This is a genomic window from Zoogloea sp. (genome assembly GCF_041914405.1).
Lineage (GTDB): Bacteria > Pseudomonadota > Gammaproteobacteria > Burkholderiales > Rhodocyclaceae > Zoogloea.
The window spans coordinates 1-20,776 of sequence record NZ_JAYSDK010000053.1 but is presented as its reverse complement, the minus strand read 5'-3'; the positions used below and the strand labels follow the sequence as shown (position 1 = coordinate 20,776).

Below are 20,776 nucleotides of genomic sequence, written 5' to 3'. Positions count from 1 at the left end.
GGGCGAATTCATTCGCCCTCAGTCGGTTCCCCGAAGTCCGCGGGCGAATGAATTCGCCCCCACAGACTTCCCCCCACGGACTCGTCGCAGTCAGCTCACTCGCCCTCGCAGTGTTGTCATGGTTTATCCGCGATCCACGCCGCCGGGCGCTTGTCGAGGAAGGCGGCGAGGCCTTCGCGGGCTTCCGGCGTGGCGCGCAGGCTGGCGATGCGGCGGGCGGTGTCTTCGACCAGCGCGTCATCGACGGGCTTATCGGCCACTGCGCGGATCAGATCCTTGGCGGCCCCCTGGGACAGCGGCCCGCCCTGCAGCAGCGCGGTGACGATCTCGCCGACCTTGGCGTCCAGCCCATCGACCGGCACCGCCTCGTGGGCGAGGCCCAATTCATAAGCCCGTGTCGCGGAGATGCGCTCGGCGCTCTGGAAATAGCGGTAAGCCTGGCGCGCACCGATGGCGCGCAGCACGTAGGGGCTGATGGCCGACGGGATGATCCCGAACTTCACTTCGGACGTGGCGAACACCGCGCCCTCGCCGGCCACGCAGATGTCGCAGGCGGCAGCCAGCCCCATGCCGCCGCCGAGGGCCGCGCCATGCACGCGGGCCAGCGTGGGTTTGCGCATCTCGGCAAGCACCCGCAGCATGCCGGCCAGGCGCCGCGCGTCGGCGAGGTTCTCGTCCACCGTGGCCGCGCCGGCGCGCTTCATCCAGTTGAGGTCGGCGCCCGCCGAGAAGCTCTTGCCGCGCCCGGCGAGCACCACCACGCGCACGCTGGCGTCCGCGTCGAGGGCCTGGCAGGCGGCGGTGAGCTCAAAGATGAGCTGCTCGTTGAAGGCGTTATGCACCTCCGGGCGGTTCATCCAGATCGTCGCGACGGCACCGTCGCGGAGGATTTCCAGCGTCTCGTACATGGTGGCCCCTTACATCCGGAACACGCCGAAGCGGGTCGGCTGGATCGGTGCATTGAGGCTGGCCGACAGGGACAGCCCGAGCACGCGGCGGGTCTGGGCCGGATCGACGACGCCGTCGTCCCACAGGCGGGCGGTGGCGTAGTACGGATGGCCCTGGTCCTCGTACTGCTGGCGGATCGGCGACTTGAAAGCCTCCTCCTCGTCGCGGCTCCAGCTGCCACCCTTGGCCTCGATGCCCTCGCGGCGCACGGTGGACAGCACGCTGGCAGCCTGCTCGCCGCCCATCACCGAGATGCGGCTGTTCGGCCACATCCACAGGAAGCGCGGGCTGTAGGCGCGGCCGCACATGCCGTAGTTGCCGGCGCCGAAGCTGCCGCCGATCAGCACCGTCAGCTTGGGCACCTGGGCGGTGGCGACGGCGGTAACCATCTTGGCGCCGTCCTTGGCAATGCCGCCGTTTTCGTACTTGCGGCCGACCATGAAGCCGGTGATGTTCTGCAGGAAGACCAGCGGCACGCCGCGCTGGGCGCACAGCTCGATAAAGTGGGCGCCCTTCTGCGCCGACTCGCCGAACAGGATGCCGTTGTTGGCGACGATGCCCACCGGCATGCCGTAGAGGTGCGCGAAGCCGGTGACCAGCGTGGTGCCGTAGCGGGCCTTGAACTCGTCGAAGCGCGAGCCATCGACGATGCGGGCGATCACCTCGCGCACGTCGTAGGGCTTGCGGGTGTCGGTGGGGATGATCCCGTAGATCTCGGCCGGGTCGTACAGCGGCTCTTCCGCATCGGCGAGCTTGAGGTCCGTCGGCTTGGTCCGGTTCAGCGTGCCAACGATGCGCCGCGCGATGTGCAGCGCGTGGGTGTCGTTCTCGGCCAGGTGGTCGGCCACGCCGGAGATGCGCGTATGCACGTCGCCGCCGCCCAGGTCTTCGGCCGTCACCACCTCGCCGGTAGCCGCCTTCACCAGCGGCGGGCCGCCGAGGAAGATGGTGCCCTGGTTCTTGACGATGATGGTCTCGTCGCTCATCGCCGGCACGTAGGCGCCACCGGCGGTGCATGAGCCCATCACCACGGCGATCTGCGGAATGCCCTCGGCGGACATGTTGGCCTGGTTGAAGAAGATCCGCCCGAAGTGGTCCCGGTCCGGAAACACCTCGTCCTGCTTGGGCAGGAAGGCGCCGCCGGAATCCACCAGATAAAGGCACGGCAGCTTGTTCTGCTGGGCGATCTCCTGGGCCCGCAGGTGCTTCTTCACCGTCATCGGGTAATAGGTGCCGCCCTTCACGGTGGCGTCGTTGGCGACGATCATGCACTCCACGCCGCTGACCCGGCCGATGCCGGCAATCACCCCGGCCGACGGCGCGTCGCCGCCGTACATGCCGTAGGCGGCCAGCTGGCCGATTTCGAGGAAGGCCGTGCCCGGATCGAGGAGGTGATCGACCCGGTCGCGGGGCAGCAGCTTGCCGCGGGCCACATGCTTGGCGCGGGCCGCTTCGCCGCCGCCGAGGGACACCTGGCCGGCCTTCTCACGCAGGTCGGCGACGATGCGCCCCATGGCTTCCGCGTTGGCCTGGAATTCCGGCGAGCGGGGATTGATGCTGGATTTGATGACGGTCATCGCTGCGGCTCCGTTCAGGCCGTTTCGGAGAAGAGTTCGCGGCCGATCAGCATGCGGCGGATCTCGCTGGTGCCGGCGCCGATCTCGTACAGCTTGGCGTCGCGCCACAGGCGGCCGGTGGCGTAGTCGTTGGTGTAGCCGACGCCGCCGAGGGTCTGGATCGCCTCGCCGGCCATCCAGGTGGCTTTCTCGGCGGAATACAGGATCGCCCCGGCTGCGTCCTTGCGCAGCGTGCGCGCGTGGTCGGCCTTGTCGCAGGCCTGGCCCACCGCATACACATAGGCGCGGGTCGCCATCCAGGTGGAGTACATGTCGGCCAGCTTGCCCTGCATCAGCTGGAACTCGCCGATGCTCTGGCCGAACTGCTTGCGCTCGTGCAGGTAGGGCACCACTTCGTCCATACAGGCCGCCATGATCCCCAGCGGGCCGCCGCACAGCACCGCGCGCTCGTAGTCGAGGCCGCTCATCAGCACCTTGGCGCCGTTGCCCACGCCGCCGAGCACGTTTTCTTCCGGCACTTCAACGTCGTCGAAGAACAGCGGGAAGGTGTTGGAGCCGCGCATGCCCAGCTTGTCCAGGTGGGTGCCGTGGGTGAAGCCCTTCATGCCCTTCTCGATGATGAAGGCGGTCATGCCCTTGGCGCCGGCTTCAATGTCGGTCTTGGCGTACACCACCAGCGTATCGGCGTCGCCGCCGTTGGTGATCCACATCTTGGAGCCGTTGAGGACGTAGCGGTCGCCCTTCTTGTCGGCGCGCAGCTTCATGCTCACCACGTCGGAGCCGGCGTTCGGCTCGCTCATCGCGAGCGCGCCCACATGGTCGCCGGAGATCAGCTTGGGCAGGTATTTCTGCTTCTGTGCCTCGGTGCCGTTGCGGCGGATCTGGTTGATGCACAGGTTGGAATGCGCGCCGTAGGACAGGCCCACCGAGGCCGACGCGCGGGACACCTCTTCCAGCGCGATGATGTGCGCCAGGTAGCCCATGTTGGTGCCGCCGTATTCCTCCGGCGCCGTCATGCCGTGCAGGCCCAGGTCGCCGAGCTTCTTCCACAGGTCGGCCGGAAAGAGGTTGTCCCGGTCCACGTCCGCGGCGCGCGGGGCGATCTCCTTGGCCGCAAAGGCCTGCACGGTGTCGCGCAGGGCTTCGATGGTTTCGCCGAGATGGAAGTTGAGGCTGGGGATGTTCATGGGCGGGTCTCCTCCACTGATCGTTGTCTGGCAGCACGGCGCGCACTTGCTGCGCCTATGCCGAATGGTCGCCAGCGTACGCCGGAACGCGGTGCCGCAGGCGCCATCGAGGTTGCAAATCGTGCCACCGGCGTCGAGAATCAGCGCCATGCCCGCCAAGATCGCCCTGCCCGCTTCGCTCAGCGGTGGCCGCGCCGCCACGCCGATTGCCTTCATCCGCGCCATCGTTCTCGCCTACCACCGTTATGGACGAGATCCGGCCAATGCGCTGGCCCGCGCGGAGATCGACCCACGCCTCCTCGACGACGCAGCGGCGCGCGTCACCGCCGCCCAGATGGAGGTCATTTCCGGCCACGCCATGCAGGAACTCGACGACGAAGCCCTGGGCTGGTTTTCGCGCCGCCTGCCGTGGGGCAGCTACGGCATGCTGTGCCGCGCGTCGATCACCTCGCCGGACTTGGGCGTCGCCCTCAAGCGCTGGTGCCGCCACCACCGCCTGCTCACCGACGACATCGCGCTGGAACTCGAAGTAACGCCCACCTCCGCCCGCCTGAGCATCACCCCCCAGCGCGACCTCGGCCCCATGCACGAGTTCTGCCTCGTCACCCTGCTGCGCTACGTGCTCGGCTACGCCTGCTGGGCCATCGACTCGCGCATCCCGCTGCAGGAAAGCACCTTCCCCTTCCCCGCCCCGCCCCACGCCGACGCCTACGCACTCCTCTTCCCCGGCCCGGTGCGCTTCGAGGCCCCGCAAGCAGCCATCCGCTTCGAACCCCGCTACCTGGACCTGCCCATCCGCCGCGACGAACAGGCCCTGCGCGCCATGCTCCACCGAGCCCTGCCGCTGACCGTGCTGCAATACCGCCGCGACCGCCTCCTCGTCCAGGGCGTCCGCCAGTTCCTGCAAAGCGCCGGCAACCGCAGCGCCACCGCAGAACAAGTCGCCGGCCACCTACACATCTCCGTGCGCACCCTGCACCGCCAGCTCCAGGACGAAGGCGCCTCCCTGCAACAACTCAAGGACGAAACCCGCCGCGACCAAGCCATCGACCTCCTCGACCGCAGCTCCAGATCGATCAAACAGATCTCGGCATTGGTCGGGTTCAGCAACGAGAAGAGCTTTTCCCGCGCTTTCAAGGGGTGGACCGGGCTCTCACCGCAGGCGTTTCGCGGGCGGGGGGAGCGAGGCCAGGGTTCCGTTGAGCCGGCTGGGCTATCGGCTTGACGATTGAGCCTCCGAGTTGAACTGGTTTAACTCGGATTTGAACTTTTGATGCTCTGAGGGACGTGAGTTCAAGTTTTAGTTGAACGGGTCCAGCTTGGACTTGAAGTGGTTTAAGTCTAGGTTGAACTGGTTCAAGTCGCGGCTTCGATAGTTCAAGTCTGAGCGAAGTGAGTTCAAGTCGGCGGAGAAAAAGTGTAAGTCCGAGGGGCGAGCTGTTAAGTCGGAGCCCCGCAAGTTCAAGTCTGGGCGGCAAATGTTCAAGTCGGAGGGGGCTGGACCTAGCCCAGGGAAAGATGGCGAAAACGCCAAACTCCCGGTATTTTCTGCCAAATTTGAAAAATGTGAACTGTTCCGTATCGGGGGCACCGGTTGCTGTGCGTTATCTCTGTCCATCGCTGTGCCATATCCGGATGCAATGAAAGCCCTACCTTTCGCACGTGTTCTACAGCCTCTAGCCGTGCCGCGTTCAAATGTAGTGGCCGCTGATGCTGCTGACTCTTTCTCGGCCTTTGCTGACGTTGAGGCGCTCTGCACTGAACGGCAGATCTGGAACGATCAACTGTCACTCAGCGCACTCCCAGTACGAACGGCAGTTATCAGGGGCGCCGATCAGCAGGAGCCGACCCTAAGCGGGAATTCCCACACTGAAGAAGCAGACGTTCAGGAACGTTTGAGTTAGGCCGCACGGAGCAGCTCGATGCCAGAAAGCAGCAGTCTCCGCAACTGCTGGGCGAGCCATTGGTGCAGGTCGTCCCAATCTGCGAGGTCGGCATCGACTTCTGGTGTACTGGACGTCGGCGCGAAGTTCAGTGGGTTTACCCGCGGTGGCGGAGCTCCGGCTGATGCGAAAATTCTTCGCGGCAGGTTTGATCGGTGGGTCATTCGGTTCCGAAGGTCGACCCAAAGCGCCCACTCCCGTGCCTCTGTGAGCGCTTGTAGTGCAGCGACCAGATCTGCGGCTTTTGGATGCGGGGCAAGCCATGTCAGAAGTCGACTAGGCGAACAGGCGCGCTGCTCTTTGGTTGTGAACGCAATGCCGCAGACGCTTGCGTCGCTCGCGGCGGCCGCCAACGCATACGCGGTACTTTCGATGCACGATACGCCGGCAGAGAACATCAGGAAGAGCAAGCGCTCTTGCTGATAAACGTCCTCGTGATTTCGTTCGCCGCCATGAGCTCTGATCGATTCCCGGTGCTCTTGCCACGCCTCGAAACTCGTTCGGTAGCGCCACCCGATCAGGTTCGACGCGCCCCCAAACTCCTTCCATGCAGCTGAGGTGTTGCCGCCGGGAATCAGCACTCGTCGCGCCTCGGCCATAAACGCGATGAATTCAGGGATCGGGAAATCGTCAGGCAGATCGAGGCAGAGTTCCGCGCAGTAAGTCACTTGTGGGGCCTAACGACAATGTAAGAAAACTCCATTCATTGCAGCATTCTGCGGTGAACCCATTGGAATAACAAGGTTGCAAACGTCGGCTTTCCGGCGAGCTTGATTAAGGACCGCTTCTGGCCGAAAGTACGCGTTCGACATGATGCCAGAAAGCGGCCACGTGGGAGTCACCCACGTGGCCGCAGCGGACGAGTTAGATCTCCGTCTGCTCCGAGATCTCCAGTGCATCATCCACCTCGATGCCAAGGTATCGCACCGTGCTTTCAAGCTTCGAGTGTCCCAGCAGGAGTTGGACGGCCCGCAGGTTCTTTGTGCGCTTGTAGATCAACGTTGCTTTGGTTCTCCGCATCGAGTGCGTTCCGTAGGCGGATGGGTCAAGTCCGACCGCCACGACCCAGTGCTCGACGATCCTCGCGTACTGCCGCGTAGAGACGTGCGGAGAGTTCCGCAACCGGCTAGGAAAGAGGAAGTCTTCCGACTTCAATCCCTCTTTCGCAATCCAGGCAGCCACAGTCGTGCGTGTAGGCTCGGTCAGTTCGAACTGCACCGGTCGCTGCGTTTTCCGCTGCAGAACCATCGCGCGTGAGAGCAACTGGCCTCCGTGCGTCACGTCGCGCACCCGTAGAGCGACGAGGTCGCAGCCTCGGAGCTTGCTGTCGATCGCCAGGTTGAACATGGCGAGGTCTCGTACTGCGTGCACATTCTGGAGATGAATGCGAATCGCCCAGATATCTTTGGGTTTGAGGGGTGCCTTCTGCCCAACCAACTTCCCCTTGTTCCAGGCGTCCCGATGCGGATGTTCGCGGGTTTCCATGATTGGCTCCTAGCTGTTGATCGGAGTCAGATTCTTGAACTCATCGCGAATGACCGCTATCGGAATGGATGCTGAGGGGGTACTGTCGGCCAACTGCTGACGGTTGCCGGTTCAGCATAGCTGCCACTCAAGCGACGGCTTTACTCAGAAACCCGACGAACAGCCAATGCAAACTCGTCGGCCGAAGCGGACAGTGACTGAGACAAGCTTCGTGGTCCGCTTCCGGCTAGAAGCGGAAATTCACTCAATCCTAACAACTGTTATTGAAACGGGCGCTGCGATCAAAAACCTGCCGCTGGGTTAATTTGCTCGAGGAAACTAAGCGTGCGCTGTCAGAAGCCACGCGCCAGCTTGACACCTTGCGTCAGTTCGCCCATCAGCTTCCCACCTATCTGGAAACTCACCTGGAGAGGGGGCCCGATATCGATACAGCGGCCGAGGCGCTGGGTTACTCGCGGCGCACGCTAACCCGGCGGCTCCGTGAAGAAGCGACCAGCTTTCTGCATATCAAGGGGCTTCGACGGCTTCGGTGAGGAACAAATCAACGGCTGGATACTGCTCTGGCTGCCGCCAATCATGACCCCTGTTTTCATCAACGATCGAAAGACCTGGGCTGATGGCGAGAGGAATGGATAATGCGAGGGCGCGATGTATCGAAGCTTTCCCCTAGCACCACCCAACCACCCAAGGAATTTTCATGAAACTGATGGACTACGGTCTCAAGCCAATCGACTTCCAGAGCCCCCCTCAAGCCACATCCGTCCCATCCTCGCGGCGTGAATTCGTCATGACGTCTCTGGCGTTGGGTTTTGCCCTCGCATCCAAACCGGTGCTGGCCCAGGCCATCGTCACTGACAGCAACGGCTTGGTGGCTGGCGAAGTCAGCGTGCCGGTGGCCGACGGGAAGATTCCCGCCTACCGGGCCATGCCCGCAGGACCCGGCAAGTTCCCAGTGATTCTGGTGGTGCAGGAAATCTTTGGCGTGCACGAGCACATCAAGGACATGTGCCGGCGCTATGCCAAGCAGGGCTACTACGCGATTGCGCCGGAGATGTTTGCACGCCAGGGCGACGTGTCGAAGATGATCGACATTCAGACGATTTTGTCGCAGGTGGTCTCCAAAGTGCCCGACGCCCAGGTCTGCGCCGACCTAGACGCCACTCTGGCTTTCGCGCGCGCCAGTGGCAAAGCCGACGCAAAGCGTACGGGCTTGGTGGGTTACTGCTGGGGGGGCCGTACGGCATGGGTCTATGCACGGCACAACAGCAAGTTGAATGCCGCCGTGGCCTATTACGGGTTGCTGGAAGGACTGAAAGCGCCCGAACTGCGCCCCGAAGACCCGATTGACTTTGGCGACCAGATCAAGGTGCCGGTGCTTGGCCTTTACTCGGGCATCGACGCCTTCGTCAAGCAGGAGACCATCGCCAAGATGCGCGGCCTGCTCAACAAGAGCGGAAGCGGCTCGGAGATCGTTGTGTTTCCCAACGTCGACCACGGCTTCAACGCAGACTACCGCCCTAGCTATGACAAATCGGCGGCCACATACGCTCAGCAGCTAGCCAACGACTGGCTGAAAAAACACAAGGTCTGATGTCTCGGGCCGTCTAATACTGATGGACAGCCCAAAGTCGGATTTGGCCGAGGAAGAGTCCGCCGAACCAGCGACAGGACCTTGGCCAAAGCCGCTGTTGAAAGCATCTAAGCTGAGCAGCGGCTTTGTGAGCTGAAACAGTCTATCTGCTCGACATTACCGCCGCTGACGATTCAAATCTTCATTTCTGGTGATTTTCTTATCAATGGTGGTGGGGTCAAACGCTGAATCAGCGGGCGCCGTAGAAGACGTAGTCGGCTTGGTATGCGACCTTCACTTCCTTGCCAACGGCGGCCATGTCGCAGCCCTGGGCCGGTGCTGCGCCGCCAACCGTATTCAGGCGCTGGATATAGGTGGTAGCGGCAAACCGCCCTTCGCCGACCGACGGATTGGCCTTGACCAATTGCAGCGGCAGGTTGCCGGCCGACGTGGGCGCGATGGCGAGCTGCTTGCCGGTCACCTTGGAGCCATCGCGGGCTTCCCAGGTCGGACCACCGTAATACGTGCCGACGACATTCTTCGCTGCGTCGTACAGTGTTGCCGCCGGCACCACGAAGGTCCAGGCGTGACTGCCGGGCTGGTCGGCTTTCTCACGGCAGGCGTAGGTCACTTCACCAATGCCGACGGTCCAGGCTTTCTGGACATGTCCCTCTGGCACCCGGACGGCTTCCGGCAGAGTGGCATTGTCGACGTTGGCCATGGCCGAGGTGGCTGCCAGCAGGGCGGTGGCAGAGAGTACGAAGCGTAGTGTATTCATGAATTTTTCCTGTGAGCGGTTAGCGTGAGGCCCGGGAAATCGCCGGCACCTTCCCCCCTTTACGCAGCTACTCCGAATCCGGATGCAAAAATCGTTAAATCTTTTTTTGCATCCGCTCACCCGCCGTTTGCGTAGACCGGTTGTCTCTTTCCACACAAACCAAAGACAATCGTGAGGACGGCATGTTTGGGAGTAATTACCGTGGACGACGCGTTTTACGTCGATCCGGTCAACGCAGAACCGCCTGGGCACAACAGTGCCGAACCGGCCTATGACCGGGCCTGGCACGAAGGGGATCTGGCCGCTTGGGTCGACCGCGTGGTCAATCAGGATGAACGGGCGCTAGCCTGCCTGTACGAGGCGCTCGCCTCTCGGGTCCAGACCTTCGTACTGCGCCTGACGCGGCAGCAGGCACTGGCCGAGGAGGTTACCGAAGATGTCTTCTGGCAACTCTGGCGGCAGGCGCCGCGCTTCGATCCGCAGAAAGGCAGCGTCATGGCGTGGATCATGAATATGGCACGCAGCCGCGCCCTCGACGCATTGCGTCAGGTGGAAAGCCGCGAAGTGCAGGACGAGATGGCACTTGAGACCGCCTCCAGTGAAGCTAGCGACGAAACGCCGCTGGAGTTGCTGACGGCGCTCGACGAGCGGCATCGGCTGCATCAAGCCGTTGCCCAACTGGAACCCCTGTCCAGGCAATTGCTTGCCCTCGCCTTTTTTCGCGGCATGACCCACGACGAAATTGCCCAACATTGCGATCTTCCGCTTGGCACGGTCAAATCGCAGATTCGCCGCAGCTTGGTTCGCCTGCAGGACTGCCTGGCGCGACAAGGCCTGGACAGAAAGATAGCGCTATGAAGCCCCACTACTCCGACGACCTCGACACGCTGCTCGCGCCGGCCTTGAAGCCTGCAACTGGAGACCGCGACGAGCGCCTGCAAAAACTGCTGCAGCGAGCCGGCGCAAGCCGCCTCCGCCACCAAGTCTTCACTACGATACGCCGGAACGCTACTCCCTGGCGCGATCTGATGAAGGGGGTGCGCGGGCGCGACCTGCGCAGCACGGCGGATGGCAGTTCAGTGTTGCTGATGCTGGCACCGGGTGCGTCACTACCGATGCATCGCCATCGTCACCTGGAAGAAGGTATCGTACTGTCCGGCCGGATGCAGATGGGAGATCTCGATCTCGGCCCTGGCGATTACCACGTCTCCTTTCCCGGCAGCCGGCATGACCGAATCACGTCGGCCGAGGGCTGTGTGACCTATCTGCGGGGCACTTCGTTGGGCAACGTGTTCGGCCTAGCGGTGGAACTGCTGGGCGGCTTAATGCCTGGCAGCGGCGCTGAACCGCTGACCATCCGCGAAGCAGACGACGACTGGCGGCAGTTGGCCGAAGGCGTTGTCGAGAAGCGCCTATGGCAGGCTGACGGTAGTCTGTCGCGTTTCGTCCGGCTGGCAGCCGGCAGCCACTACCGGCCTGGGGGCTACCGAGGAGAATGCGAATTCATGGTGGTCGCGGGCGAGGCCTTCTTCGGTGACATCCTGCTGCGCCAGGAAGAATGGCACCTTGCGCCTGCCGGTACGCAGCACGACGAAATCAGCAGCGATTGCGGCGCCACCTACTTCGTCCACGAACGTGCGCCGGCAGACACACGCTGAGTGTAGAACCGGTTTCCCGTGGTAGCTGCGGTCGAATGCATCAACCGGGGGAAATCGGTTTGTCTCTTCGACCTTCAGCCAGATCGAACGCCTATCGCGGTCTTCGCTGATCCCGAAAGCCCTGTTGGCCGCTGGCCTGGCTGAAGCCGCGGCCTGGGGCCACGACGCTCACGTCGGCTCTAATGACTGTTGACTGCCGAATACCTGCCGCTCGCTTGGTGCTAGTCGTACGACAGGATTGGCCGACAAACAGTCGGCCACATTGAGCCAAAGATTGACCTCCGTTCAACCTTCGTGGCCAGGCCAGCTCGGTATCAGGGCATTAGCAGTTGCGCGAGGCCTCGGGATCCGCCATGGTGCGTCGGCTTCTATTCCTCCGATTGACTCTGAAGACGAATACGATATTGAAGGCCACTTGCATGACATTGTTTTCGATGTAAAAAATCTAGGCACACCGCGGAATCATCTTTTTTCGATTGAACCAATTACCCCGCCTAGTGCGTCCACTAGGTACGCATCATGCCTGAGTGCCCATGTATTTCTCCTACACCCCAGGACACCGGCAAGCGATTCCGCCAACCGGCAATTCTTACCGACACGGAGGCAGAAAATGGACATTCGGGCCGTGGGCCAGCCGATCACAGCTTCTCAGCGCCACAGCTACGCCGAGACGCCCGGCAGCAGTTTCTACCAGACCTTCCAGTCGGCCTTTGCGGCGGCCAAGGTCGTTGCCGATGGGGGTGCAACCGGGCCGCAGGCGGCGGCTGGCCAGGCAGGCCCCACGTCGTCCGAGGCCCTGGAGGCCATTCTCGGGCGGACCCATGCGGAGCTGTCCGCGCTGCGGGGTGTGGGCGCCGACAGCCAGGCCGTGTATGCGGGGGTGTTGAGCAAGGCCTACGGCAGCGGCGGCATGGACAACGCCCACCAGTTCCTGAGCAGCCTGTCGGCCGAGGAGCTGGAGGCCGTCCGCAGGAATCACTGTCTGGCCGAGCCGATCAACGTGGCGGCGATCAGCGAGGAAGGCGCCCGCAACCTGCTGTTGCCGGAGGGCTTCAGCGTGGATCTCAATGGCGACGGCTTCGAGGAGGTCGGGGCGGCCCTCACCGCCCACTTCCCGCCCGATAACGCCCCCGCTGCGGTTCGGGAGGCGTGGTTCCAAGCCACCGCAGCCATGCCCGATGGCGATGCGATGACCTATGGCCTGATGATGCACGGCGCCGTGTACGGCCTGCGCATCAACGGCCACAACACGCCATCCCCCTACAAGGCCGACGAAATGAACAGCTACCGCCAGATTGTCAGCAACTTCCTGGCCGCGCTGGAGGCCCAGCGGGGGCTGATCTCGAGCGAGCAGTACGCGCGGGACAAGGATTTCTTTACCCGGCTGGGGGCGCTGCTGGCGCAGGGTTAGCCACGGGCCTGAACCTAGGCCAGGTAGCCACCGTTGGCCCGCTCAACAACGGCAGTTACGCCCGCCTCAGCCAAACCTCGGGCGGTAGGTATGCACGTACCACTCCTGCAGCGTGGTCTCGATAGTTGTCGGGCGTGCGAGACGCACCTGCGTCACGGCTTCTTCGGCGTTCATGCCGGCCTCCATCAGCAGGCAGGCGGCGACGGTGCCCGTGCGGCCCAGGCCGCCCTTGCAGTGCAGGAAGATCCGTTGTCCCGTCCGCAGAGCAGCGACCAGTTCGGCGCCGATCTCGGGCCAGCGGCTTTCAAAGGTCTGGCCCGGCGGATAGCGATCGCGGATCGGCAGGTGCCGCCAAATCATGCCAAGGCGCATGACCTCGGTCGGCAGCGCTTCCACGCCCAGTTCGGCAAGCTCCTGCTGCTCGACGAGGGACACCACGATCGATGCCCCCCAGGCCCGGATGCGTTCCAGGTCCATACCGAGATCCCGCTGCCAGTGCCCGCTCAGCCCGTCGACCTGCTGCTTGCCGGGGCAGAAGGACATGCCGATCAGCCCCCAATCGCGGCGGGCTTGAACGGCATCGATACGGATGGGGTGGGATTCACTCGTGCGGAGGGTCCGGCATGCAGGCATCGGCGTGTCCTTGAGATTGCGATGCAAGCAGGATAGTCCCTGGCTGCGACAGCATCTGTCGTTTCTGGTGAGCCGACAGGCTCCCGCCCCTTAGCCGGAGCAATAGGGACGCCCGAGGGAGTTGGAAACATCTCTGCCATACGACACGATTTGTCGTTCAGCTGGCGTCAAATAGGCTTAAACCTGCGAAAACGATCTTCCCTATGGCCATCTCACTTGGTTTTATCAATCTCTTCGTACCGATCAAAGTCATCACTGAGAAATACCCCGGCGGCCTGGAGCAATTTCGGAAGGATTACGCACACCAAATTACCTACGATGAACACCTTGCCCGCTATTGTTCCGGACACCCGAACGATATCCGGACCATGGTGGAGCAACTGGATAAGCTCGGCTTTGACACCGTTGTCGAGTCTGCTGACGGGCAGGCTTATTGGAAGGACTGCTGCGTTGTCGAGCATTTCGGCAATCTCACCCTGCCCTGCGACTGGTTGCAGGTCCTCAAGTACGGGCGTGGCGCTTATCTCAAGGGCACAGACCCTAGTGAGATCGTCGATGTGCCGTCCTGAACCTGTCGTTCCATAGCCTGGGGGGCGCTTCCGCAGTCCGTTTCAGGATGGCAAAGCCTCGATGATGCACGGCTTTTTGGGGGGAGCATCCCCCTTCCCCTCCGCGCCTTCCTACAAGCCCAAAACCTTTGCAAGTTCCCCTTGAGCCAGTTCAATTTCTCCCAATATTCCAAGAATGGCTTTCATGTCGGGATCGTGTTGGCGTAGCAGGGAATTCAGTCTTGTCGCCGAATCGAATAGGGCCACCAGCCCAAGGTTTCCTGCGGCCCCCTTGAGGGCATGGCTAGACCGCTCGGCGGCCAATATGTCTCCGGCCTTCAGACTCGCTTTGAGCGCAACGATGGCTTCCGCGTTGTTCTGACACAGCTTGGTGATGAGGTCGATGTATTTGTCGGTGTTGTTTCTCAGGATCCGCATTCCTCTGCCCAAATCGATACCGGGAACTTCGGCAAGCTGGGTCAGCAGCGAATCCTTTTCCGAGGAGACGATCGGTTTGGGGGCGTGGGCGGCGTCTATTGGCGCCGGAAGCACGTTTTCCAGCCATTTGTTAAGTGTGGAATACAAGAAATCCGGCTCGACGGGTTTAGCCACAAAATCGCTCATGCCTGCATCGAGACAATCGGCGCGATCGTCGTCAAAGGCATTGGCGGTCATTGCGATGATGGGTTTGCTGGCCCAGCCGGGGAGCTGGCGGATACGCCGGCAGGCTTCGAGCCCGTCCATTTCCGGCATCTGCATGTCCATCAGGATGAGGTCGTAATCACTGGCTGCGGCTTTCTCCACTGCGATTCGACCATTTTCCGCCACATCCACCCAAAGTCCCGCCTCGTGCAATAGTTCCAGAGCGACTTCGGTATTGATCGGGTTGTCTTCGGCAAGCAGGATGCGCGCACCGGAATGCTGTTCCCTGAGGCTGCATTCGGAAGACGATACCCGCTCGGTGAGAGTCCTGATCCCCTGGCCGCGCTGAATCCAGGCGGTAAACCAGAACGTACTGCCTTCTCCGGGCGTGCTGTCACAACCGGCACGTCCGCCCATCAATTCGGCCAGGCGCTTTGAAATGGTCAGCCCCAGCCCTGTCCCACCAAATTTGCGGGTGGTGCTGGAGTCCGCTTGCTCAAACTCATGGAACAGTCTTGCTTGAGCCTCGGGCGAAATGCCTATCCCCGTGTCTTTAACCGAAAACCTGACCAATAGGCGCCCTGATTCCTCCTCAAGCAATTCCGAACACAAGGTAATGCCGCCCTTCGGGGTGAACTTCACGGCATTGCCGGCAAAGTTGAGCAAGGCTTGGCGAATCCGCAGCAGGTCCCCCCGCAGCCAGACCGGCACGTGATCCATGTCGATCGATACGGTCAGCCCCTTCTGCGCGGCCGACTCGCCGATCACTGATGCAATCTGGTCCAGCACCTGTTCCAGCGCAAAGTCGTTTTCTTCCAGCGTCAGCTTGCCGGCCTCGATCTTCGAGAGGTCGAGGACGTCATTGATCAGTGAGAGCAGATGTTTGCCGGCGGCATCGATTTTGGCCAGGCGCTCGGCCTGCTGAACACTCGGATTGTCCTTGCGGAGGATGTACACCAGTCCGGTAATGGCATTGAGGGGGGTTCGGATTTCGTGGCTCATGTTGGCCAGAAATGCGCTCTTGGCGTGATTGGCGCACTCGGCCTGCTCCTTGGCCTTGAACAGCTCGGCCGTCCGCTCCCCTAGCCGGGCATTGAGCTCTGCATTCAGGACTTCAAGTTCCGCCGCACCTTGCTCTGCCCGGCCCACTGCCTCCGCCAGAGATTCCGTTTTCTGGCCTAGCAGGCTTTCACGCTTCCTTGCGGCCACGATCAAGGCGTTGAATTCGCTTACCAATTCGCCAATTTCGTCATTGCATACCGCGGGAAGCGCTTCGGGTGTCAGGCTGGTCTTTTCATCCAGCCTGACCAGGTGCTTGGTAGCCTCGACGATGGGAGACAGCCTTCTTCGCAGCAGTTGCGCCGTAATGCCCCAGGTCAGCAGACCAGCGAGGAGCGACAGCAAGCTTGTGGCAAGAAGCATGTGACGGCGCAGCTCATGCAGGGACGCAAAGGCTCGACTGGTCGGCTGCAGAACGACAATAAACCAATCGGCAACAGGAATACTCGCGCTCGCAGCAAGGTCTTCCACGCCTCGGGCATTCATCGTGACACCATAGCCCTCGAAGCCTTGCATGAACTGGTCGAGCAGCTTGTTGATACCAAGCTTGGGGACGGGAACCATGGCCCGGCTCCTGTCGGTGGCGGTAACACAAACCTTGTCTCGACGAGAAATCAGAACGAAGCCGCCGTCCTTGCCCGTTCCTCTCTCCACGGTACGTTCGATCAGGTTGGGCTTGCTCAGGTCAATCACTCCGGCCACGGCACCTACGATGGCCCCGGAACGATCTTTTATGGGAACAGCGAACCCGATCACCGGCGTATTGAATAGCCGGCCCATCGTCGGCTTGCCGATGCCCCGGCGCCCTTCTTTCAATGCGGCAATAAGGTAATCCCGGTCGACGTAACTGGTCTCCGTCATTTTCCGGGAATAAGGAAAGACGGCGAGCGGGACACCGGGATTACCCGTGATATAGACCCCGCCATTGAAAAGGCTGAGCAGTGATGACTGGCCGTCCAACCACCCTTGAAGCCGCTCGCGCTTGATCAGCATCTCCGGCGAGATTTGTATTGCCGCATTCTCCAAGGCGGCAAACTGCCGGGTGACGGCATCGTTTATCAACTCCGCAGCAATTTGTGCTGTTGCGAACTGCTGCTCTCCAATCAGCCTCTCCGAGTCTTTTTTGACCAGCTGGTAACCATAGAAAAAGAGCGACCACAGCATGGCCACACAAACCCCCAAGGTGGTAATTGAAAGCCTTACCTTCAGGGACTGCCAGCTCTGCATGACTATCTCCCGACGAAACTGACTGATTTGTCTTGCTGCATCCGATTTCAGCCCTGTAGTCGGAGCCAACGCTTGTCGCGCCAACCGCTCTTTATCATTAATTTCAATTTCCTGACATCAAGTCGTTTCCATGAAGCTGGTGCTTCCGACGTATGCAGGAACCCATGAAACCCAAGCAGATGAACAGTCATGAAAGTGAAAGAATGCGCCTTGTTGGGCGGAAATTGTTAAAAAGTCTGTCAAACCTTGCCTGAGTGAAAAAATTCAATTGATTCGGCACGATAGGTCGCTGAAAGGGCTGCGCGCCCGGGAGTATCCTGAGATCTTTCGGCTAGCCAGAATGAGATGGCTTTCGATAAAGCCAGCCCGGCTAATCTGCCCAGCCAGCCTGAACTGATGATTTAGCTACCGTGATAGGATTTATGAATTGCTGCTGGCTTGGCAATTCCAAAGGGGGAATGATGCAAGCACGCTCGACTGACACAGGGGCTGTTTCAACCGCCCTTGTGTGCGGACGCACACGCCGTGTGTTCAGTCTGGCACGCCTGGTCGCGGCAATATTCTTTCTGCAGTCGCTATCCCTGCTCTGCATTGCGGCCACGCCGGAGGCTGGTGCCACTGAGGCGGCAAAATCTGGGATTGAAGGAAAAGCGGTTCTGATCCTCTCCGGAGCCCAATACGGTATTCCGGTGCCGGACGCCTTGACCCAAGGTATCGTGGCCAAACTCAAGGATAGAGGGGTCAGCGTCAACGATATCTACGTTGAGAACCTAGACCTGCTTCGCCACAACGACTCCAGTCGACGTGCAACGCTGGCCACCCTGTTGCGAGAAAAACTGGCCGCCAGAAACATCGGGCTGGTGATCGCCGTTACTCAAACGGCTCTGGATTTTCTCGCTCAAGAGGGCGACGGGGTAGTGCCACACGATGTGCCGGTCATCGCTACGATTGTCGATATGTCCACTATCAAGTGGCGTGGGCACATTCGCCCAGTGCAGAACATCATCAACCGGTATGACATCGCGGGAACAATCGACTACGGTCTAGCCCTTTTCCCCCGCACGCGCCGTGTGGTTCTGGTGGCCGGGGCAGACAAGCAGCAGGCGTCGTTCTACAGGCAGACCAAGGAAGCGCTCGCTGCCAAGGGCCAGCAGGTCGAGCTCGAAGACCCGGCTGAGCTGACTCGCCAGGAAATGCTGCAGCGGATTGCCTCACTGCCGCAGGACTCGCTGATCTTGTTCGGCATCTACCAGAGGGATTCGAGCGGGCATAACTTTATTGCGGCCGAAGTCGGTGCCGAAGTTGCCAAGCGAGCCAATGCGCCGGTTCTGGCGTTGTATGAGCCCCATGTCCGGCTCGGCTTTATGGGTGGATCCGTTGTCGTGCCGACGAGGGTCGGGCAAAGCGCGGCAGAACTCGGCTTTGCGCTCCTTGATGGATCCGGCAAGTTCGAGGCGGGCGATACTGACCGGAAGGTACCGCCGCAGGCGGTGTTTGACTGGCTGCAAGTGCAGCGCTGGGGCGCCGATCCTGAACGGCTTCCAGGGAACACGCTTTTCCTCAATCGCCCCCGCTCCATCTGGGTCGACTACAGGGGCCTGGTCATCACGGCGTTCGCCGTCATTCTCGTGTTGTCCGGGCTGAGTCTTGCCCTCATGGTTCAGAACGGGCGCCGAAAGCGCGCCGAGCTGCAACTCATCGATTATCAGGAGCAACTCGAAGCGAAGATCGAAGAGCGCACCCAGGCGCTCTCGGAATCCCTGGCCCAGCAGGCGTTCGACCGGGAGCGTCTCGAGTACTCCCTGGAGGCGACCCGCGATGGATTGTGGGATTGGAGTATCCGGGACGATATCAACTACCTGAACCCCGCCTACAGTACGATGTTGGGCTATGCCCCCGGCGAACTCGGTGAAAGCCTTAAGGACAACTGGCTTGCCTTGCTGCACCCTGAGGAAAAGGAGTCTGTCCATGCGAAGGCAATGGAATTGCTGCACACGGACAGCAGTTACGAAATGGAATTTCGTATGCGCTGCAAGGATGGCCGCTACAAATGGATCCTCAGTCGCGGCAAAGTGGTCGCGCGGGCCTCGGACGGCAGCCCTCTGCGCGCGGTCGGAACCCACATCGACCTGTCGGCACGCAAGGAACTCGAGCTAAAGATGCTCAGGGCGCAAGAGGCAGCCGAAGCGGCCAATATCGCCAAGAGCGCTTTCCTGGCCAACATGAGTCACGAGATCCGTACGCCGATGAATGCCATCACGGGCCTGGTGCATCTGCTACGCAAGGACAGTCCGACGCCCCAGCAGGCGGAACGGCTGTCCAAGATCGAGATGTCAAGCAAGCATCTGCTGTCGATCATCAACGACATCCTCGATCTCTCCAAGATTGAGGCAGGCAAGCTGTCATTGAGTCTGACGGATTTTGCGCTGACGCAGGTCCTTGACCATACGGCGTCCATCATCGGTGAATCGGTTCGCGCCAAGGGACTTACCCTATCCATGGTGACGGATCGGGTGCCCGTGTGGCTGTGCGGCGACGTCCTGCGGATTAGACAGGCGCTGCTCAATTTTGCGGGCAACGCCGTCAAGTTCACCGAACAAGGGAGCATTACCCTCAAGGCCGATTTGCTCGCCGAAGAAGCAGACCGCCTGAAGGTTCGCTTCTCGGTCGAAGATACCGGTATCGGCATCGCGCCGGAAGCATTGGGGCGCCTGTTCCACGACTTCGAGCAGGCGGATAACACCGCGACACGCAAGTACGAGGGGACTGGCCTCGGACTGGCGATCAGCAAGCGCTTGGCAGAGCTGATGGGGGGTGAAGCAGGCTGCGAAAGCACCGTGGGCAAGGGCTCCGTCTTCTGGTTTTCCGCCTGGCTGCAGCGTGGCCATGGCGTGATGCCGCTTGAAGAGAAGCTGTCCTCCTCGGCCGATAACGAGTTGCGCATGCGGCATGAAGGAACACGAGTTCTGCTTGCGGAAGACAATCTGATCAATGTCGAAGTGGCACAAGAGCTCTTGCATGCCGCGCACCTTTGGGTGGACGTCGCCGAGAATGGGCGTGTCGCAGTCGAGAAGGCCAAGACAGGTTCGTACGAGCTCATTCTCATGGACATGCAGATGCCCGAGATGGATGGCCTGGAGGCCACCCGTGCGATCCGTTCGCTGCCCCAATGTGCGGACGTTCCGATTCTGGCCATGACGGCCAACGCCTTCGATGAAGACCGGGAGGCTTGTCTGGCTGCAGGCATGAACGACTTCATCGCCAAGCCGGTGGAGCCCGCGATGATGTATGCGACGCTTCTGAAATGGCTCCCCGAGCACGCGGCATCAAAGCAGGAGTCCACTTCTGCCCCCCCAATTGCAGCGCAGCCGGCCACCCCTGAGTCCATCCTGACACGTCTCGCCGAAACACCGGGCATCGATCTGGCGCGGGGCCTGGGAATGTTGCGCAACAGGAAGGACAAGTATCTTGAATTGGCGCGCCTGAGTTGTTTAAGCAATACCAAACATATTGCGTCCATCAAGAGCGCCTTGGCGGCCGGGGATTGGGGTATGACCGGGATGAAGGGAAAACATATACATATCCCCTGGAAGTCAATGTTTTAAAAGGATTAAAAAATAACCATTTTTGATTTATTCGGCATAGTTCACGAGGCCGCAGACTCACCCACCCACCTCACAAGCCTCACTTTGGCGGCGCGCACAACTCCTGCCAAGGCAGGATCACCGATCTCAGTAAGCTGATGGTCCGTCGTAACGGACTTTGCTATGCCCGCAATGCCTAGCAGTTGATGAATACGGGAACGAGGGAATGTGGTGCAGTGGCGGAAGGGTTACGCATCACTTGTTCGGCTCAAACTGACCGACAAGTCCACGCCCAGTACGACAGAAATCCGATGAAGAATCAGCAGGGAGGGATTGGCAACCCCGCGCTCCAGTTGCGAGACGTAGGTCCGATCCACCTCGGCCTGTAAGGCCAGCGCCTCTTGAGACAGCCCAAGCCGCTTGCGAGATTGCTTGATCTCGGCGGCAAGGTCGGCACGAAGTTCATCGAAAGATTTGACCACCGACGAACGATGCCGGTGGCGGGATTATCAATCCACGGAATATA

General features: G+C 61.1%; 17 protein-coding genes. 8 read left to right on the top strand and 9 right to left on the bottom strand.

Going from position 1 to position 20,776, the window contains the following annotated elements:
* Window positions 1–116: 116 nt before the first annotated feature.
* From ACE3RX_RS21905 to ACE3RX_RS21895, 3 genes are read right to left on the bottom strand one after another with little or no spacing between them, the layout of a single operon-like run.
* Window positions 117–908, bottom strand: a complete 792-nt coding sequence (locus ACE3RX_RS21905; RefSeq protein ID WP_374487095.1) for an enoyl-CoA hydratase/isomerase family protein — start codon at window positions 906–908, stop codon at window positions 117–119.
* 9 nt (window positions 909–917) lie between these two features.
* Entirely contained in the window at window positions 918–2,525 is a 1,608-nt protein-coding gene (locus ACE3RX_RS21900) for a carboxyl transferase domain-containing protein (RefSeq protein ID WP_079437015.1), read from the bottom strand.
* Window positions 2,526–2,539: 14 nt separating this feature from the next.
* Complete coding sequence (locus ACE3RX_RS21895) at window positions 2,540–3,712, bottom strand: isovaleryl-CoA dehydrogenase (RefSeq protein ID WP_374487094.1); 1,173 nt, start codon at window positions 3,710–3,712, stop codon at window positions 2,540–2,542.
* Between the two features lie 148 nt (window positions 3,713–3,860).
* Between ACE3RX_RS21895 and ACE3RX_RS21890 the strand changes: the two genes are divergently transcribed.
* Complete coding sequence (locus tag ACE3RX_RS21890) at window positions 3,861–4,937, top strand: AraC family transcriptional regulator (protein WP_374487093.1); 1,077 nt, start codon at window positions 3,861–3,863, stop codon at window positions 4,935–4,937.
* Window positions 4,938–5,612: 675 nt separating this feature from the next.
* Here the strand turns inward: ACE3RX_RS21890 and ACE3RX_RS21885 are convergent.
* Window positions 5,613–6,323, bottom strand: coding sequence for a hypothetical protein (locus ACE3RX_RS21885; RefSeq protein WP_374487092.1), 711 nt, complete (start codon window positions 6,321–6,323; stop codon window positions 5,613–5,615).
* 196 nt (window positions 6,324–6,519) lie between these two features.
* Entirely contained in the window at window positions 6,520–7,140 is a 621-nt protein-coding gene (locus tag ACE3RX_RS21880; RefSeq protein ID WP_374487091.1) for a tyrosine-type recombinase/integrase, read from the bottom strand.
* Between the two features lie 263 nt (window positions 7,141–7,403).
* On the opposite strand from ACE3RX_RS21880, the gene ACE3RX_RS21875 reads away from it, so the two are divergent.
* Window positions 7,404–7,673 (top strand): helix-turn-helix domain-containing protein, encoded by a 270-nt coding sequence (locus ACE3RX_RS21875; RefSeq protein WP_374487090.1) that lies wholly within the window; start codon window positions 7,404–7,406, stop codon window positions 7,671–7,673.
* A 164-nt stretch (window positions 7,674–7,837) separates the two neighbouring features.
* Complete coding sequence (locus tag ACE3RX_RS21870; protein WP_374487089.1) at window positions 7,838–8,731, top strand: dienelactone hydrolase family protein; 894 nt, start codon at window positions 7,838–7,840, stop codon at window positions 8,729–8,731.
* Window positions 8,732–8,960: 229 nt separating this feature from the next.
* Here the strand turns inward: ACE3RX_RS21870 and ACE3RX_RS21865 are convergent, their stop codons facing one another.
* Window positions 8,961–9,488, bottom strand: a complete 528-nt coding sequence (locus tag ACE3RX_RS21865) for a DUF3455 domain-containing protein (protein ID WP_374487088.1) — start codon at window positions 9,486–9,488, stop codon at window positions 8,961–8,963.
* A gap of 201 nt (window positions 9,489–9,689) precedes the next feature.
* Between ACE3RX_RS21865 and ACE3RX_RS21860 the strand changes: the two genes are divergently transcribed.
* The 3 genes from ACE3RX_RS21860 to ACE3RX_RS21850 all read left to right on the top strand — a co-directional run bounded on the left by ACE3RX_RS21860 (window position 9,690) and on the right by ACE3RX_RS21850 (window position 12,557).
* Complete coding sequence (locus ACE3RX_RS21860) at window positions 9,690–10,346, top strand: sigma-70 family RNA polymerase sigma factor (RefSeq protein ID WP_374487087.1); 657 nt, start codon at window positions 9,690–9,692, stop codon at window positions 10,344–10,346.
* Window positions 10,343–11,146 (top strand): cupin domain-containing protein, encoded by an 804-nt coding sequence (locus ACE3RX_RS21855; RefSeq protein ID WP_374487086.1) that lies wholly within the window; start codon window positions 10,343–10,345, stop codon window positions 11,144–11,146. The genes ACE3RX_RS21860 and ACE3RX_RS21855 overlap by 4 nt, the downstream gene beginning before the upstream one ends.
* Window positions 11,147–11,756: 610 nt before the next feature.
* Window positions 11,757–12,557 (top strand): hypothetical protein, encoded by an 801-nt coding sequence (locus ACE3RX_RS21850; protein ID WP_374487085.1) that lies wholly within the window; start codon window positions 11,757–11,759, stop codon window positions 12,555–12,557.
* A gap of 66 nt (window positions 12,558–12,623) precedes the next feature.
* Here the strand turns inward: ACE3RX_RS21850 and ACE3RX_RS21845 are convergent, their stop codons facing one another.
* Window positions 12,624–13,190 (bottom strand): cyclin-dependent kinase inhibitor 3 family protein, encoded by a 567-nt coding sequence (locus ACE3RX_RS21845; protein WP_374487084.1) that lies wholly within the window; start codon window positions 13,188–13,190, stop codon window positions 12,624–12,626.
* Window positions 13,191–13,393: 203 nt separating this feature from the next.
* Here ACE3RX_RS21845 and ACE3RX_RS21840 point away from each other — a divergent pair, with 203 nt between their 5' ends.
* Window positions 13,394–13,759: a hypothetical protein gene (locus ACE3RX_RS21840; protein ID WP_374487083.1), complete on the top strand. Its 366-nt coding sequence runs from the start codon at window positions 13,394–13,396 to the stop codon at window positions 13,757–13,759.
* Window positions 13,760–13,870: 111 nt separating this feature from the next.
* On the opposite strand, the gene ACE3RX_RS21835 is transcribed toward ACE3RX_RS21840, so the two are convergent.
* Window positions 13,871–16,666, bottom strand: coding sequence for a response regulator (locus ACE3RX_RS21835; RefSeq protein WP_374487082.1), 2,796 nt, complete (start codon window positions 16,664–16,666; stop codon window positions 13,871–13,873).
* Window positions 16,667–17,193: 527 nt separating this feature from the next.
* On the opposite strand from ACE3RX_RS21835, the gene ACE3RX_RS21830 reads away from it, so the two are divergent.
* The gene (locus ACE3RX_RS21830) at window positions 17,194–20,271 is read left to right on the top strand and encodes an ATP-binding protein (RefSeq protein ID WP_374487081.1); all 3,078 of its coding nucleotides are present in this window, start codon (window positions 17,194–17,196) and stop codon (window positions 20,269–20,271) included.
* Between the two features lie 227 nt (window positions 20,272–20,498).
* Here ACE3RX_RS21830 and ACE3RX_RS21825 read toward each other — a convergent pair whose 3' ends face one another.
* Entirely contained in the window at window positions 20,499–20,732 is a 234-nt protein-coding gene (locus tag ACE3RX_RS21825; protein WP_079436153.1) for a helix-turn-helix domain-containing protein, read from the bottom strand.
* Between the last annotated feature and the right edge of the window lie 44 nt (window positions 20,733–20,776).

Coding starts and splice junctions, on each gene's coding strand:
- ACE3RX_RS21845 (WP_374487084.1), bottom strand. CDS start 13,190: ATGCCTGCATGCCGGACCCTCCGCACGAGTGAATCCCACCCCATCCGT.
- ACE3RX_RS21900 (WP_079437015.1), bottom strand. CDS start 2,525: ATGACCGTCATCAAATCCAGCATCAATCCCCGCTCGCCGGAATTCCAG.
- ACE3RX_RS21840 (WP_374487083.1), top strand. CDS start 13,394: ATGGCCATCTCACTTGGTTTTATCAATCTCTTCGTACCGATCAAAGTC.
- ACE3RX_RS21865 (WP_374487088.1), bottom strand. CDS start 9,488: ATGAATACACTACGCTTCGTACTCTCTGCCACCGCCCTGCTGGCAGCC.
- ACE3RX_RS21905 (WP_374487095.1), bottom strand. CDS start 908: ATGTACGAGACGCTGGAAATCCTCCGCGACGGTGCCGTCGCGACGATC.
- ACE3RX_RS21880 (WP_374487091.1), bottom strand. CDS start 7,140: ATGGAAACCCGCGAACATCCGCATCGGGACGCCTGGAACAAGGGGAAG.
- ACE3RX_RS21855 (WP_374487086.1), top strand. CDS start 10,343: ATGAAGCCCCACTACTCCGACGACCTCGACACGCTGCTCGCGCCGGCC.
- ACE3RX_RS21850 (WP_374487085.1), top strand. CDS start 11,757: ATGGACATTCGGGCCGTGGGCCAGCCGATCACAGCTTCTCAGCGCCAC.
- ACE3RX_RS21890 (WP_374487093.1), top strand. CDS start 3,861: ATGCCCGCCAAGATCGCCCTGCCCGCTTCGCTCAGCGGTGGCCGCGCC.
- ACE3RX_RS21835 (WP_374487082.1), bottom strand. CDS start 16,666: ATGCAGAGCTGGCAGTCCCTGAAGGTAAGGCTTTCAATTACCACCTTG.
- ACE3RX_RS21870 (WP_374487089.1), top strand. CDS start 7,838: ATGAAACTGATGGACTACGGTCTCAAGCCAATCGACTTCCAGAGCCCC.
- ACE3RX_RS21895 (WP_374487094.1), bottom strand. CDS start 3,712: ATGAACATCCCCAGCCTCAACTTCCATCTCGGCGAAACCATCGAAGCC.